General features: G+C 33.9%; 18 protein-coding genes. 8 read left to right on the top strand and 10 right to left on the bottom strand.

Annotated features, from left to right (window positions below):
• Positions 1 to 48 precede the first annotated feature (48 nt).
• The gene (locus LV842_RS03015; RefSeq protein ID WP_233109978.1) at positions 49 to 549 is read left to right on the top strand and encodes an RNA polymerase sigma factor; all 501 of its coding nucleotides are present in this window, start codon (positions 49 to 51) and stop codon (positions 547 to 549) included.
• Positions 550 to 567: 18 nt separating this feature from the next.
• The gene (locus tag LV842_RS03010; RefSeq protein WP_233109977.1) at positions 568 to 1,164 is read left to right on the top strand and encodes a hypothetical protein; all 597 of its coding nucleotides are present in this window, start codon (positions 568 to 570) and stop codon (positions 1,162 to 1,164) included.
• A 32-nt stretch (positions 1,165 to 1,196) separates the two neighbouring features.
• Here the strand turns inward: LV842_RS03010 and LV842_RS03005 are convergent, their stop codons facing one another.
• Together LV842_RS03005 and LV842_RS03000 are read right to left on the bottom strand one after the other, a co-directional pair.
• Entirely contained in the window at positions 1,197 to 1,760 is a 564-nt protein-coding gene (locus tag LV842_RS03005; RefSeq protein WP_233109976.1) for a YdcF family protein, read from the bottom strand.
• Between the two features lie 12 nt (positions 1,761 to 1,772).
• Complete coding sequence (locus tag LV842_RS03000; RefSeq protein ID WP_233109975.1) at positions 1,773 to 3,302, bottom strand: S41 family peptidase; 1,530 nt, start codon at positions 3,300 to 3,302, stop codon at positions 1,773 to 1,775.
• Between the two features lie 141 nt (positions 3,303 to 3,443).
• On the opposite strand from LV842_RS03000, the gene LV842_RS02995 reads away from it, so the two are divergent.
• A complete protein-coding gene (locus LV842_RS02995; protein ID WP_233109974.1) occupies positions 3,444 to 4,541 on the top strand; it encodes an MBL fold metallo-hydrolase in 1,098 nt (365 codons plus the stop codon).
• Between the two features lie 7 nt (positions 4,542 to 4,548).
• Here the strand turns inward: LV842_RS02995 and LV842_RS02990 are convergent, their stop codons facing one another.
• Positions 4,549 to 4,836, bottom strand: a complete 288-nt coding sequence (locus tag LV842_RS02990; protein ID WP_233109973.1) for a GNAT family N-acetyltransferase — start codon at positions 4,834 to 4,836, stop codon at positions 4,549 to 4,551.
• A gap of 334 nt (positions 4,837 to 5,170) precedes the next feature.
• Between LV842_RS02990 and LV842_RS02985 the strand changes: the two genes are divergently transcribed.
• From LV842_RS02985 to LV842_RS02970, 4 genes are all read left to right on the top strand, one after another.
• Positions 5,171 to 5,599 carry a hypothetical protein gene (locus LV842_RS02985; protein WP_233109972.1) on the top strand — a complete coding sequence of 143 codons (429 nt, stop codon included), beginning with the start codon at positions 5,171 to 5,173 and terminating at the stop codon, positions 5,597 to 5,599.
• Between the two features lie 140 nt (positions 5,600 to 5,739).
• Positions 5,740 to 6,645: a helix-turn-helix domain-containing protein gene (locus LV842_RS02980; protein WP_233109971.1), complete on the top strand. Its 906-nt coding sequence runs from the start codon at positions 5,740 to 5,742 to the stop codon at positions 6,643 to 6,645.
• 88 nt (positions 6,646 to 6,733) lie between these two features.
• Entirely contained in the window at positions 6,734 to 7,735 is a 1,002-nt protein-coding gene (locus LV842_RS02975) for an aldo/keto reductase (protein ID WP_233109970.1), read from the top strand.
• Between the two features lie 70 nt (positions 7,736 to 7,805).
• Entirely contained in the window at positions 7,806 to 8,996 is a 1,191-nt protein-coding gene (locus LV842_RS02970; RefSeq protein WP_233109969.1) for an MFS transporter, read from the top strand.
• A 136-nt stretch (positions 8,997 to 9,132) separates the two neighbouring features.
• Here LV842_RS02970 and LV842_RS02965 read toward each other — a convergent pair whose 3' ends face one another.
• The 7 genes from LV842_RS02965 to LV842_RS02935 all read right to left on the bottom strand — a co-directional run bounded on the left by LV842_RS02965 (position 9,133) and on the right by LV842_RS02935 (position 14,734).
• Complete coding sequence (locus LV842_RS02965; protein WP_233109968.1) at positions 9,133 to 9,525, bottom strand: DoxX family protein; 393 nt, start codon at positions 9,523 to 9,525, stop codon at positions 9,133 to 9,135.
• Between the two features lie 38 nt (positions 9,526 to 9,563).
• Entirely contained in the window at positions 9,564 to 10,337 is a 774-nt protein-coding gene (locus tag LV842_RS02960; RefSeq protein ID WP_233109967.1) for a DUF1223 domain-containing protein, read from the bottom strand.
• Positions 10,338 to 10,481: 144 nt separating this feature from the next.
• A complete protein-coding gene (locus LV842_RS02955; protein WP_233109966.1) occupies positions 10,482 to 11,246 on the bottom strand; it encodes a LytR/AlgR family response regulator transcription factor in 765 nt (254 codons plus the stop codon).
• Positions 11,227 to 12,243, bottom strand: coding sequence for a sensor histidine kinase (locus LV842_RS02950; protein ID WP_233109965.1), 1,017 nt, complete (start codon positions 12,241 to 12,243; stop codon positions 11,227 to 11,229). The genes LV842_RS02955 and LV842_RS02950 overlap by 20 nt, the downstream gene beginning before the upstream one ends.
• Positions 12,244 to 12,369: 126 nt before the next feature.
• Positions 12,370 to 12,810 (bottom strand): hypothetical protein, encoded by a 441-nt coding sequence (locus LV842_RS02945; RefSeq protein WP_233109964.1) that lies wholly within the window; start codon positions 12,808 to 12,810, stop codon positions 12,370 to 12,372.
• On the bottom strand, positions 12,810 to 13,793 hold the full coding sequence (locus LV842_RS02940) for a heme-binding domain-containing protein (protein WP_233109963.1): 984 nt from the start codon (positions 13,791 to 13,793) through the stop codon (positions 12,810 to 12,812). Before LV842_RS02940 ends, LV842_RS02945 begins: the two co-directional genes overlap by 1 nt.
• Positions 13,794 to 13,987: 194 nt before the next feature.
• Positions 13,988 to 14,734, bottom strand: coding sequence for an SDR family oxidoreductase (locus LV842_RS02935; protein WP_233109962.1), 747 nt, complete (start codon positions 14,732 to 14,734; stop codon positions 13,988 to 13,990).
• A gap of 103 nt (positions 14,735 to 14,837) precedes the next feature.
• Here LV842_RS02935 and LV842_RS02930 point away from each other — a divergent pair, with 103 nt between their 5' ends.
• Complete coding sequence (locus LV842_RS02930; protein ID WP_233109961.1) at positions 14,838 to 15,173, top strand: winged helix-turn-helix transcriptional regulator; 336 nt, start codon at positions 14,838 to 14,840, stop codon at positions 15,171 to 15,173.
• Positions 15,174 to 15,266: the final 93 nt, after the last annotated feature.

Raw genomic sequence — 15,266 nt, 5'->3', positions numbered from 1 at the left:
TGTAACAATTTTTTCTAAATGTAACTAACTCTATAGAGCAACATAATCATGGCCTCATTAGAAAACGAATTTTTAAGGGAAATTGAAAAACATAAGGGAATCATTTTTAAGATTTCTAAAATGTACATGGACGAAAAAGATGACCGCGACGATCTTTTTCAGGAGATCACGTATCAGGTTTGGAAAGCTTATCCCAAGTTTAAAGGGCAAAGTGAATTTTCAACCTGGCTGTACAGAATTGCTTTGAATACAGCAATTATCTTTCTTAAAAATGAAAAGAAAAGAAGCTTTATAGGAAATGAAGATTTTTCCGGACATAAAATCATTCAGGAAGAATTTGACGATGAAAAAGAAGAAAAACTGAGTGCCATGTATAAAGCCATTCATCAGTTGAATCCGATCGATAAAGCTTTTATTTTCTATTATCTAGAAGATTTCTCCGGAAAGGAAATTGCTGAACAGATGGGGATTTCCGAAGGAAATGTAAGGGTAAAAATGAACCGCGCAAAAAACAAACTGAAAGATATCTTAAACACAAATACCTACTAACTTTTTAAATCAATTATCATGAATATAGACGACCTGAAAAATGCCTGGAATGAAGACGATTCTTTTGAAGGAACGCCTGAAATCAGCATAGAGCAAAAGAATAAAATCAACCTTCCTTTGGAAAAGATGCGTAAAAATATGCGTAAGGAATTCTGGTACACTTTGGTGGTTTTTATCTTTTCCTTTTTTGTTGTTGCCATTTGTAATGCCCCTCTGAAATTTAAATTTTATGTGCTGGTTTTAGTTGCATCGATGGCTTTTGTAACCATTTTCTTTTTCAGTAAGTTTTTTAAGCTGTACAAAGAATTAAGTAATCCTGCTTTACAGACTTATGATGCTTTGAATGATCTGCTGATGCAGTTTAATCTGAATAAACAATATTATCTGTCATTTTACGTAAGTTTTATTCCGTTTTTGGTGTGTGAAATCATTCTTGTGATCGAGGTGGTTCCGTGGATGCGCGAGTTGAATCTTGCTTATATCCTCATGATTCTTTTAGGATTTGTGATAGGAGGAGCTTCCTTAGTATATTTATCAGGAAAAAGATGGTTTGAAAAGTTTTACGGAAAACATATCCGACAGATTGAAGAACTTTTAAAGGAGTTGAAAAATTAGAATCGGCGGGCTGAAAGCCCGCCGATTCTAATTTATTGAGTATAATAAGCAGGGAATTCTCTCAAAATCGAATAAACATCTCTTAATTCAAGATAATTTGGACTTACACTGCTCACATTTTCAAAACCTTGATCTTTAAATAATTTCTTGGTTCGCGTCACATGAAAATATTGAGAGACAATAATGAGACTGTTAAATTTTAGTTGTGGTCTCAATTTTAGAGTATTGATAACGGTAGCTCTTGTATTATCTCCATGATTGTCAACAATAATCGAAGAATCAGGAATACCTTTTTTTATGAGAAACTCTTTCATTTTATCACCTTCATAAAATCCTTCTTTTCCCAATCCACCGCTAACTAAAATCTTTTGAACCCGATGATTTTTATATAAATCGATTCCACTTTTCAAACGTTTTTCCAATCTTTTAGATAAAGTTCCATCTTCATTAACTTTACTTCCTAAAATAACAGCCAAATCAGCATTTTTACCATTATCAGAAAAGCCATCGACTGTAATGTATAGGGAATGGATAATGAACCATAAAATAATTGTAGAAGCGAAAATTTTAAAGATTTTGAAAATATTTTTTGTCATTCATTAATGGGGTTATTTTATATTTTTCTTAATTTCCTTCATTACCCATTCCATATGACGATCTTTTTTATTTAAAATATCCTGAATGTTTTCTGTAACGGTAAAGTCGGGAAGCACCCCTCGTTCAGTATTGGTAAAGGAGATATTAGGCTGTACCAGAACCAATCCGATAGGTAAGCTTATTTTTGAATTAGGAAGCTTTTGATAAGAATAAAATCCGGCAATAGTACCATCGTTGGCACCGCCTGTTTCTTCTCCTACCAGAGTGGCAAGTTTATCATTTTTAAGCTTGGCAGTCAGGATGGATGATGCCGAAAAACTTCCTCCGTTGATCAGTACAAAAACTTTTCCGTGAAAAGCATCTTTTTGAGGTTTTGTTTCCCGGTCAGCTTTCATTTTATAATAAACAATATTGTCTTTTTTATAAGTGTTGAAGGTTTGACTGAAAACATAGGTAGGATATATCAGGCTTTTATAAGCATATTGCAAAGCGTTACTTTTTCTGAAATAATTGGTTTTTAAAGGACTTGTTTTTGATGTAAGCTGAGAGCGTTTGATTAAAGTAAACGGTTCCGGAGTCAGGTAAGAATACAAATTGTTAATTTCATCCAGAGATCCGCCATAATTATTGCGAATATCTATAATAAGGTATTTTGATTTGGCATTTTTAATTTTGGCAAAAGTTTCTTTGTAAAATTTCTCAGAATAACTTCTCGAAAAACTTTTCACTTTAATATAGGCGATACTGCTGTCAGGAGTTAAAAACTTGAACGAACGGTTGTAAGAATTATTAAAAGCAACATAATCATTTACCTTTTTTTCTAAGGTTTTCTTTTTTTGTTCTTTATCTTTTTCGAGATCCGTTTTAGATTTTTCGGCTCTTTTAAGAGTATATGTTTTGATTTGCTTCTGATAAAGAGTTTCAATTTTCGCAGTGTCTTTAAAGCCAAATTCGGCACTGTAGAAATTAAAAAAAACATCTTTTAAAAAGTAAGGCTGAAAGGTCGTATTATACCCATCACTACTAATGAGTTTTGTATATTTTTTTAAATATTCCGCGACCGGAACATTATTTATCTTTAAAATTTCGGTTCCGGGTTTTATATTTTCTATAGAATCTTTATTTCCTACGATGTATAAATGTTCTCCGTTTACATAATACTCAAATCTGCTGAACATTCCTTTTTTATTATATAAAGATTTGATCTCTTTTTTGGTAAACTTTTTTATAGGAATTCTTAAAGAAAGATGGCCTTCCTTTATACTTGCAATTACCGGTTGTAATTTAAAGTAAAATTCCAGTGGAGTAAGAGATTGATCTATAGTTTGCTTAAGACTGTCAAATTTATAATCTAACTGATCTTTTGAAATATACCAATACAGTTTCGGATGCATTTCTTTGATTTTGGTATAGGCATAGTCAACATCTTCTTTTAATTTCTCAGGAGGTATACACGAAGTTCTCTGTTCATTATGCTTTTTGACAGATGAACAGGACGTAAGTATAAAAATAAATAATATGACGAACGAATAATTTTTCAACGGTTTAAATTTCAATGGGCTAATTTAAAAAAGTTTAGAATAATGTTTTGTTTTTTAGATCAATTTTAGTAAAAAATAAAGGTATTTTGTTTTTTAATCGTCATAGAAGATAATGTCATACATTTGACAGTATTTTAGGAAATGATGTATATAATTCTTATCATAGCAGTTTTAATTATCTTATTATATTTTGTAATTACCGGTCAGGAAGCTTTTGGAGCAGAAGCAAAAGGGGAGCGCTTAAAAAGAATGCAGGAATCAAAGCATTTTAAGGATAAACAGTTTCAGAATGTAAGCGATACTCCATCATTGGCAGAAGGACATTCCATGCCGAAAGTATTGTATGATTTCTTTTTCAAGAAAAAAGATCCTTTGCTAAAACCTTCAGAAAACCTTCCTTCAATTCATACAGATCTGAAAAACCTTCCAAAAGATCAGGATGTTTTTATTTGGATGGGGCATTCATCTTATTATATTCAGACCGATGGAGTTTCGTTTTTGATTGATCCTGTGCTGAGTTCCTATGGTTCACCCTTTAAATTTTTTAATAAAGCATTTGCAGGAGCAGATATTTTTAAGCCGGAAGATATTCCAAATATCGATTATTTAGTAATTACGCATGATCATTATGATCATCTAGATTATCCGACAGTGAAAGCGATTAAAGATAAAGTAGGGAAAGTTATTTTACCTCTTGGTGTCGGTGCTCACTTGGAAAGATGGGGCTATCAACCTGAGCAATTAATTGAAGAAGAGTGGGGAAGTGAAGTTGTTTTAAAGAATCAAATTAAAATCACTTTTACTCCGGCAAGACACTTTTCAGGAAGAAAGGTAAAACGAAATGTTACTCTTTGGACTTCTTATGTGCTGGAAACCCCTACCAAAAAAATGTTTTTAGGCGGCGATAGCGGTTATGATACTCATTTTAAAATGATTGGTGAGAAGTTTGGACCTTTCGATTATGCTATTATGGAGAACGGACAGTATAACGAAGCCTGGAAATACATTCATGCATTACCGGAAGACGTGATTCAGGCAAGTATAGATGTAAGAGCGAAGAAGATTATCCCTGTACATTCCGCAAAATTTGCATTGGCACTCCATCCATGGAATGAGCCTTTACAGAAAGTAATAGATCTTGGAAAAGAAAAAAATCTGAATATTTTAACTCCTATGATTGGTGAACCTGTTGATTTAAATGAGGAAACCCATCAGTTTAAGATTTGGTGGCAGGATTAATCATGAATCAGGCATGCCAAATATCTTTATATCTTGTCGGATGGTTTTGAAATTGCTGTCTCACGAAATCACATTCAGGATCTACCAGCAGATCTTTCTCTTCGGCATAGCGTACCAATTCATCTAAAAGCATTTTGGCATATCCTTTTCCTTCAACTTCCTCATCAAGCTTAGTATAATAAACAATAAGAAGTCTTCCGTCAATTTCTATAGACATATAACCTGCTTTTTTTCCATCAATTAATATCTGCAACTCATCTTGATATGGAGATACTTCAAATTTTATATTTTCCATATTATTGAAATTTGGGTGGTTAAAAAATGGGTTTTAATAATTTTTTTCTTCTCTTAAAATTACAAATTATAAATGATATTCGTTAATGTTTTTGAAGAATCTTAACGGAATTTATGCTTTTTTTAGATATAATTTAAAAGATTTTATAAAAATAAACGGCTAAATAAGATGACAATTCATCAAAAAAATAAATAGAGAGCTTAAATATTATAAAGTCTATTTTTAAGATTATCAGTTGGTTATGTTGTTTTTTGAGCGGTTGGAATTTCTTTGAAGCAAATTTGGCACTCTAATTGGAAACTAATTAATAGTTTAATTTTAAAAGGAGTGAAAAATGAAAAAGCTATTACTGACTGCTATGCTTGTAGGAACATTTAGTGTAAGCTATGCACAGTCTTATTATTATGATGACTATAGAAGAAGCATAACAGATATCAATTGGGAGTCTATTATTGTAGATTTGGTATTGTCACAAACCCAGGCAAGAGAAATTTATGTTTTAAATGACAGATACCGCGATTACGATTCCTGGAACAGAATATATGTTCACAATCCGGATCGATGGAGAAATGACCGATATATTGAGTTGGAAAGAATTATGGGGCGAGAGAAATATTTGAAATTTAAAAACAAATATTATAAAGGTCAGAATCCTGTAGCTTATTATAACCGTAATAAAAATAACGGTAAAAAATATAAACATGGAGATAAGAAAGTTTATATTTACAAAGAAGGACATGGTAAACACAAACATCATGATTAATCAATTATCAACTATACATTTTTAGTGGCTGGTCGTAAGATCAGTCACTTTTTATTTCTATATTCCAAACCCTCGAATCATTTTATCAATCGTAATTATTTTTTCTTCCAACTCTTGTTTGAATTTTATAATTTTGAAGCATGGAATCCAGAGAAACAGTAAAAGGTTTTTATGAGCGCAATGCTCAGAATCAAGGTTTGCAATGTATCAAAACTCCCGGAGTAGGGCATTTTAATGTGTTTTCACGAGAAAACTGTTCATCCATTACACCTTACAGCAGAAGAGATTACTATAAAATATCCTTAATTATAGGAAAAGGAAAGCTTCATTATGCAGATAAATGGATTTATGTAGATCAACCAGCACTGTTGTTTTCAAACCCTGTGATTCCTTATTCATGGGAAGCCGATGATGAAGATCAAAAAGGTTTTTTCTGTCTTTTTACCGATCAGTTTCTACACGATGGAAACCGTTTGGGAACCCTTCAGGAATCACCGCTTTTCAGAATTGGGGGAACTCCGGTTTTCTTTATTGATGTGGAACAACAAAGAATCGTATCAGATATTTTTATTAAGATGATGACTGAAATTCAGTCAGATTATTTGCATAAATATGATATGTTGCGGGCTTACCTTCACCTTCTGATTCATGAAACCATGAAAATGCATCCTGCAGAAAACTTTGAACCTTATCAGAATGCTTCACAAAGAGTGGCTTCATTATTTATGGAATTGCTTGAAAGACAATTTCCTATCGACAGTCCGGAAAGATTTTTAAAATTGAAAAGCCCGGTTGATTATGCGGAAAGTTTATCCATTCATGTCAATTCGCTTAACCGTTCTGTAAAAGAAATTACCGGAAGAACCACGAGTCAGCAAATTGCTTCAAGAATTATTCAGGAAGCCAATGCATTATTGAAACACACTGACTGGAATGTCTCTGAAATTGCCTACGGATTAGGTTTTGAAGAACCTGCCTATTTTACTAATTACTTTAAAAAGCAAACCGGAATGACACCTAACGCAGTGAGAACTGCTGTTGTTTGAATTTTATAATTCTTCGTTTGAATTCTATATGACAATCGATGAATTTCAGATATAATTTTGTTCTGTAAATTTAAAATCACAGTATATCATGAAATTTAGAAAATTAGGAAACACAGGAGAGCAGTTATCTGCTATTGGTTTGGGATGTATGGGAATGAGTTTTGCGTACGGACCGACAGACGAACAGGAAAGCATCAATACATTACATAAAGCGTTGGATCTGGGAGTTAACTTCTGGGATACGGCAGATATGTATGCCAACGGTGAAAATGAAAAATTGATCTCAAAAGTATTGGTTCCGAACCGTGATAAGATTTTTATCGCTACCAAATTCGGATTCAGATTTAAAGATGGAAAAGCAAGTCACAGTGGTGCTCCCGGAACGTATTTCGACGGTTCTCCGGAATGGATCAGAAAAGCAGTTGATTTGAGCCTTCAGAGATTGAAAATTGATGAAATCGATTTGTATTACGCTCACAGAGTGGATCCGAACATCCCTGTTGAGGAAACAGTTGGAGCGATGGCAGAACTGGTAAAAGCTGGAAAAGTAAAATATTTGGGATTATCGGAAGCTTCAGCAGAATCTATCAGAAAAGCAAATAAAATTCACCCGATTACCGCATTGCAATCAGAATATTCACTTTTGACAAAAGACGTGGAAAAGGAAATATTACCAACAATCAGAGAGCTGGGAATTACTTTGGTGCCGTATTCTCCTTTGGCGAGAGGGCTTTTTTCCAATATCAATGAGGTTCAGAATTTTGGTGATGAAGATTTCAGAAAATCATTGCCTCGTTATCAGGAAGAATATCTTGAAAATAACAGAAATCTGGCGAAAGAAATCAATGATTTTGCAGCTTCAAAAGGAGTTAAAGGAACTCAGTTAGCTTTGGCCTGGGTATTAAACCAAGGGGAAGATATTATTCCGATTCCGGGAACAAAGCGTATCAAATATTTAGAAGAGAATATCGCAGCGACCAATATCGAGCTTTCTCAATCAGATGTAGAGACTATCAATTCTATCTTACAAAAATACCCGAATATTGGCGAAAGATACAGCGAAGGTTCTATGAAATTAGTAAATAACTAAAAAGACAGAAAAATTTGGATTCCCGGATCATTTGGGAATCTGAATTTTTTATGAAAAGATATAATGACAGATGGTAACACTTAAAGAAAAAAATCAATTTATTGCAACCATTTTAGCTTTTGCGGTAATTCCGATGTCGGGTTTGGCGACGGATATTTACTTACCTTCAATGCCGAGTATGGCAACAGAGCTGCATCAGTCGGAAAGCAATATACAGCTCACTTTATCCATATTTTTAATCAGTTACGGATTAACTCAGTTTTTTGCGGGAAGTATTGTTGATTCTTTCGGTAGATACAAGGTTTCAATGGTTTCTCTGGCTTTGTTTGTTGTTTCGTTTTTAATTACGGCAACCACTCAGAATTTGTTTGTAATCTATGCAATGCGTGTATTGCAGGGAGTTTTGTCGGGATTTGCGGTTGTATCAAAACGGGCATTTTTTGTAGATGTTTATGAAGGGGAGGAGAGGAAGCATTATTTAAGTATCATGACAATCGTTTGGTCGGTCGGTCCTATTATTGCGCCTTTTATTGGAGGATATTTGCAGAAAAACTTTGGATGGCAGTCGAATTTTTATGTGTTGGCGGGTTATAGTTTGTTGCTTTTAATATTGGAGTTTATGTTTTCAGGAGAAACATTGAAAAAAAGAAATCCCTTTCATATTCAGTTCCTTTTAAAAGAATACGAATCGATGTTTAAAGCAAAAGATTTCTTCTACGGAATGGTAATGTGCGGATTGAGCTATTCAATGATTATGTTCTTTAATTTGTGTGGCTCTTTTATTATTGAACATAAAATGGGCTATTCTGAAGTCGTTGCAGGTTATGTTTCCTTGATTCTTGGTTTTGCGTGGATGACCGGTGGATTTTTAGGAAAAGCATTAATCAATAAAGCCTTTTTACCTAAAATCCGGTATGCAAACTTTATCCAGCTATTTTTGATTATACTAATGTTTATTGCATCCTATTTTTCAAATAATATTTACAGCCTGGTTGCATTTGCTTTTGTGATCCACGTGACGGCAGGGTTTATCTTTAATAATTACTTTTCTTACTGTATTGGCAGATTTCCGAATTCTGCAGGAATTGCAGGTGGTTTAACCGGTGGAATTGCCTTTATCATTACCTCGGCAATCAGCTACGGAATTGTTGCCGTAATTAAGCCGACCATTCAATTAGAAGTGGCAGAAGGTTATTTTGTATTGGGAATTTTAGGACTGTTTATTTTAAGTATGGTTAAGCTAAGAAAAGCCCATGCTTAATGATCTGGATTTATATTTTTTACACATAATTTTCTACAATAAATCCTCTCAACATTTGAGAGGATTTATTTTTACATAAGTAAATTTGAAAAGTTGATATTTGTATTATTAAAGACGGATGAGTTTTATTTTTACTTTAAATTCTTTCTAATACTAATTTCTGATCATAAATTCTTCTGAACATAAAGTACGTTACAGAAAGCACTGTAAATGCTACGATTGCATCAATGGTTGCCGGAAAACCAAGCACTGCAATTTTGGAAAAAAAGGCGAAAATAATATCAAAGAACATTCCTGCAAACACCCATTCTTTTAATCTTAAGAATCTGTTTGGAAGTAATAAAACAATGATTCCGGATAATTTGAATACGCCTAAAATGTAGATGAAGTGCGATGGATAACCTAATTGTTGTGTGATATCCCAAACTACCGGATTTTTTGTCAGTTCAAAGAAACCGCTTGCTCCAAACCAAAGAGACATGAAGATTGCACCTGACCAAAAGATGATTTTTTCTGTTTTTGTTTCCATTTTTTTATTGTTTTAAGTTGATTGTTTAAAATGATTTGTTAAAAAGAAGCTTTTGCAGAACCAAGAATTTCTCCCGATCTCATATTCTGGATCATTCCGATAATTTCCCAGTCATCCGAGTTGAAATTTTCCGGAAGTTTGAAACTTGTTGTTCCTGTTGTAGTGTTTTTTAGAGCAATTTGATTCTGTTGATGAACAATTTGCCAGTGAATCAGATGACGACCTTCATTTTCACCTCTCTGTACGTTGGTAGAAGATTTTTTTTCAACTAAAGTGATGAGTAATTTGTTTTGAGAATTGCTTTCTGAAGTTTTAAAATTGACATTAATTTCTTTCTCAGATGCCTTTGCAGACAGACCGATTTTAGCATTGTCAGAATTCAGTAAAGCGGTTTGGATTGAGTTTTCTACAGCATCTCGATCAGAACCTACAAATTCCTTTTTACCGTTTATGATCAGTTGAGGTGTGTAAACCTGTGAATGCAATGTCTGGGCATATTGTTGTTGGCGTTTGGAATTTTCTGCACTACTGAACTTGTCTTTCCATCCCAGATTATTCCAGTAATCTACATGATAGGCGAGAATGTACACTGGCTGATCTTTGTATTTTTCTTCGATTTCTCCCATTAATTTATCTGCAGGAGGACAGCTTGAGCAGCCTTCAGAAGTGAATAATTCCAACACGGCGAATCCGTCATTGTTTGTTGAAGTATTTGGCGATGCTGTTTCTTTTTTTTCTTGGTAAACGAATGCGGATACAGTGAACATCAATGCTACGAAAACTACTGTTCCTATTAGATTTTTTAGTATCATTTCTTTTAATTTTGATTCAAAAGTAGATACCTTTCCGGGGCAAAAGAATACAAAAAAGGTTCAACCGGACAAAATGAATGGTGAACCTGTATTTTAGAAACTTTAAATTTTTAGTAGAAAGCTGAAAGAAGGAAATTTTAGGTTTTAGCGATCTTCCAGCCAGGTGAAAAAACTATGGGATTTTTCTTTATTGATTAAGAGTTGCTCCGGAGTTTCAACGGTTAGTTTTACTAAGATTTTTCGCTGAAAATAATGCTCCATTTCCTTGATCGCACTGAAATTGATGATGTATTGCCGATTCACTCTGAAAAACTGCTTTTGAGAAACCTGTTCCGCAATTTGTCCCAATGTTTGGGTAAGCTGAAACTGTTGCTTATCAAAAGTCATGAGATGGGTAATTTCATTATGAATAAAGAAATACGCAATATTCTCGGTCGGAATGGTCGTGTATTTTTGATTTTTAAAAACTAAAAAACTGGATTTTGAAGAAGCTTGTGGTTGTGTAATTTTCTGTAGTAGAGCTTCCAGTTCAGGAAGTTCTGTTTTTTGGAAAAATTTCTTTAATTCATCCACTTTTCTGAATGCTTCGGCAATATCTTCGCGTGAAAAGGGTTTCAGTACATAATCAACCCCTTTACTTTTGAATGCATCGAGCATATATTGATCGAAAGCGGTACAAAAAACCACAGGACAGGTGATTTCAACCTGCCTGAAGATTTCAAAGGATAATCCGTCTGATAAATGGATATCCATGAAAATAAGATCAGGTTTACTGTTTTTCAGAGCTTCAATGCTCATTTCAATGCTGTCGTAAATTCCTATTATTTTTGCTTCAGGTTTTAATTCTGCGATTAAGTTCTGAAGAGATTTTGCTGCTCTGAATTCGTCTTCAATAATGATTATATTCATGGATAAGAGGGAGTTTTATTTGAAATGTTTTTTCGTCGGAATTAATTTCAATTTCCTGTTCAAGCAAATGTTGGTAACGTAATTTTACATTATCAAGCCCAATTCCTAACGAATCTTCAACGGTCATTTTTTTCTGAATTGGGTTTTCAATAATGATCCTGTTTTCCGTATGGTAGATCTTGATGTGCAAAGGTTTGCTTTGTGAAACAATATTGTGCTTAATACAGTTTTCTACCAACAATTGCAAGGTAAAAGGCGGAATTAATGTTTTTAAAACGTTTTCATTTAATTCTTGGGTAAGTGTAATTCCATCACCAAAACGGGCTTTTTGTAGAAAAATATACGAATCGATAATTTTCATTTCTTCCTGAACGGTAATAAGATCCATTTTTCTACTTTCTAATGTAAATCTGTAAAAATCAGAAAGTTTCATAATGAAATCTACGGTTTCGGAATCATTCGTTTCTGCCATAGATTTTAACGTATTTAAACTGTTAAAAAGAAAATGTGGATTGATCTGCTGTTTTAATAATTCAAACTGAGCACCGAGATTGTCACTTTTTACTTTTTCCAGCTCAAGCTGAACCTGTTGTCCTGCATAATTATTTTGTAATAAAGTCAGGAACATATAGCAAACAAGGTTGATCAGAATTCCTCGAACTTCAATCATTAACATAGTCGGACCAAAATTGATATGTGATAAAATAAGTTGCTGAATCCAAGCCAAACCAAGCATCACGACCATCCCGAAAGCCAAAACAACCATCAGTCTTGAATAGGAAATATTCTGACGTCTTTTTCCTGAATTCCGGTTCAGCATATAAATATTGAGATACCACATGATCACGGAGAAAGCTGCTGTTATGGCTGAATTTACAACCGCTTCTTCCCAATTGAATGCATGAGAAGCCAATTGCGGAACCGAAGATAATATTCCTAAAAAGATGGAACTTATCCAAATGACGGCTTGTGAGATTTTTATTTTTTGTTGTTGCATGACAACTGCGAATTTTAAAGATGTTAAGGTAGGTAAAATGCTGTGAATTTACTATTCACATTTTACTTCACAAAAATCCGGAGCTGATTTCTCAACTCCAGATTTTCAAAATTCATTTTTACTTATTTATGGTCTTATGACGGGTTTGTAGCTCAAAATATATTGTATTCTTTCTTCTTGATTTTGCTGAATTTTTTCTTTTTCAGAAGAATTTTTTCTTTTGTAGGAAATATTTCCGTTTTTATCAACTGTAAGAGTTTCTATACTTAGTAATTCTCCTGTGATGGTTCCTCCGATGTATTGGGGATTTTCATGGTATTTCCAGGTAACCAGTTTAAATTCAGAATTGGAATTTGGTTGTTGACTTTCAGTGGTTAAAGACTTTAAAGCCTCCTGATTCCCATATAATGCAGATGAGGTTTCTTTTGTTGGATTTAATGAGGTTGAAATGAACTGTAAATTTCCGGGATCAAAAACTATTCGTTTTAGATCTTTATCAGGTTCATCTATTTTACAAGCAGTGAATAGGGCACAAATGGATACGATGATTAGGAATATTTTTTTCATTATTTCTGTAGGTTTTTAATTAATCTTTCAGTGTTTACTTTCATGGGTACATCAAACAGGTATCCTGTTTTTTCAGCTAATTGTCTGTGGCAGGCAATACACGATTCTTTAGCGAATGAAGCTGTTTTTCCTGTCGGATGAAGATCATTCCCTGAAAATTTTGCGAATCCCCAACCTTCAGTATCTGTATATTTTTTTGAATCTTTAACCATGAACTGTGCATTTACAAATTCTCCGGCTCTAATTTCTCCATTGGCTGATTTTTCCTGTTTCCAGACAGATTTTACCACAATACTTCCGTCCGGCCAAGGATGAAAATTCTCTGTTTCAATAGCTTTTACCGCAATATTATTTCCATAAATCACACGGATTGAATTGTCAAAAAGTGTACTCATACTAATGACTTTCCATTTTTTGTATTCATCTGTATACTTTACGCCGTTTGGAGAAACTGGAAATTTTGACGAGGTAATTTCTTTTAATGTTTCAGCATTCTGATGAATATTTTTTACTTCCTGTTTTGCAGGAGAAAGGCTGGAAAGTGAAAGCGTATATTTTCTTATCGTTTCAATGTTTTCAGTGGTGATTTTTGCAGAAGGGTGAAGTAGTGTATACTCGTGAAGCGGCATCTTTCCGCTTTGCATCATATTAAGGATAGCATACATTTTTCCTTTATGTTCACCTGCGGAATAATTCCACTCTGAAAAATTAAGAACTTCTCTGGCTCTTTTTACATCTTTACCTACTGCCCAAGAAATGGGTGCAATTTTGTCATACCAAGCCAGTTTTTGCTCATTGGAATGACAGGTAAAGCATGAATTTTCCAGAATAGTGAGAACTTCACGCGGAGCTTCAATTTTTTTTGCAACAGACTTTCCTTCTAATGGCTTATTGAAAAGCTGTAAAATTCCGAAGATTCCCAGAATGGCTAAAAACACTATAGCAACGAGATTTACGTTTCTTTTTCTCTTTACTGAGTCCATAATAATTGATTTTTTTATGGACCAAAAGTAGAGGCTTGAAGAAGGTTTTGAAATCAGGAATTAGGTAAACCGGACAAATCGAAAGGTGAAAATGGAATTTTGAAGGATTAAAACGGAAGAAAGCTGGATGTTAGAAGAGGGAAGTTTTTTCTATGCATATTTAACTTCCAACTTCCATCATCCTTTCTTCCTGCTTATAGTATCATTCCTCCGTCTACGATGATTTCTGTTCCGGTAATGAAACTTGAATGAATATCATTGGACAAATAAGTTACGAGTTTGGCAACATCTTCTGCGGTTCCCATTTTTTTTAACGGAATTTCATTGATGAGATAATCTGTTAAGCCATTTAAAGTGTTTTCGTCCAAACCTGCTTTTTTCATAATTTCAGTTTTTGTTGGTCCCGGACTGATCATATTGACGCGGATTTTTCTGGGAGCCAGTTCTGCTGCAGCTGTTTTTGCAATAGAATTTAAAGCCGCTTTACTGGCCTGATAAACTGAACTGTTAGGTTTATAAGTTGAAGCTACAATTGATGATAAAAATATGACTGAAGCACCATCGTTCAACAAAGGAATGAATTTGCTTAAAGTGAAATAAGCCCCTCTGAAATTAATATTCATTACATTGTCAAAGTTTTCAACTGGCATATTTTCAATAGGAATTAAGCCTCCTGTAATTCCTGCGTTGATAAATAGAATATCTACTTTTCCATATTGATTTTCAACTTCTTTTTTTAAGGTATCAATGTCCTCAAGCTTAGCTTGATCTGCGACGAATGGAATTGCTCCCAATTCTTCTGCTGCTTTTTCAATGGCTTCTTTTCTTCTTCCTGTAATGATTACTTTTGCCCCTTCTTCGATTAATTCTTTTGCGGTTGCATATCCGATTCCGCTGTTTCCGCCAGTTACAATGGCTAATTTGTTATTAAACTTTTTCATTTCTTTAAAATTTTTGACAAAGTTATTTTAAATTGATATACTTTTGTAATCAGTATCACAGAGTATACCAATATCATCAATGATATCATTTAATTTTGCAGTTATGGAAAGAGATCAGACCGAAGAGCTTAGAGCATTGCAGGACACCCTTTACTTTATTGGAGGAAAATGGAGAATCCCAGTGATTAATTCAATCTGTAACGGAAACAGACGATTCCGCGAAATTGAAAGAAGCATTCCCGGAATTACCACAAGAATGCTTTCAAAAGAATTGAAAGATATGGAACTGAATAAACTGGTAAAACGAACCGTTTATCCGGAAACTCCTGTTTTAATTGAGTATGAACCCACGGAATACTGCAGGACGTTTGGAAACATTATTTCTGAAATGATCAACTGGGGAAGAGAGCATCGAAGAGTGATTGTGGAGGATAGGTAATAGGCGACGATTTGAAAACTCGACGGTACTTTATAATGTATGTCCTTTACAATTCCCCTCCTTTGGAGGGGTGTCAAATCAAAGATTTGACGG

Source organism: Chryseobacterium gwangjuense (assembly GCF_021311115.1).
Lineage (GTDB): Bacteria > Bacteroidota > Bacteroidia > Flavobacteriales > Weeksellaceae > Chryseobacterium > Chryseobacterium gwangjuense.
Note: the sequence above shows the minus strand (reverse complement) of the source record. Positions and strands in the feature narration are given on the sequence as shown.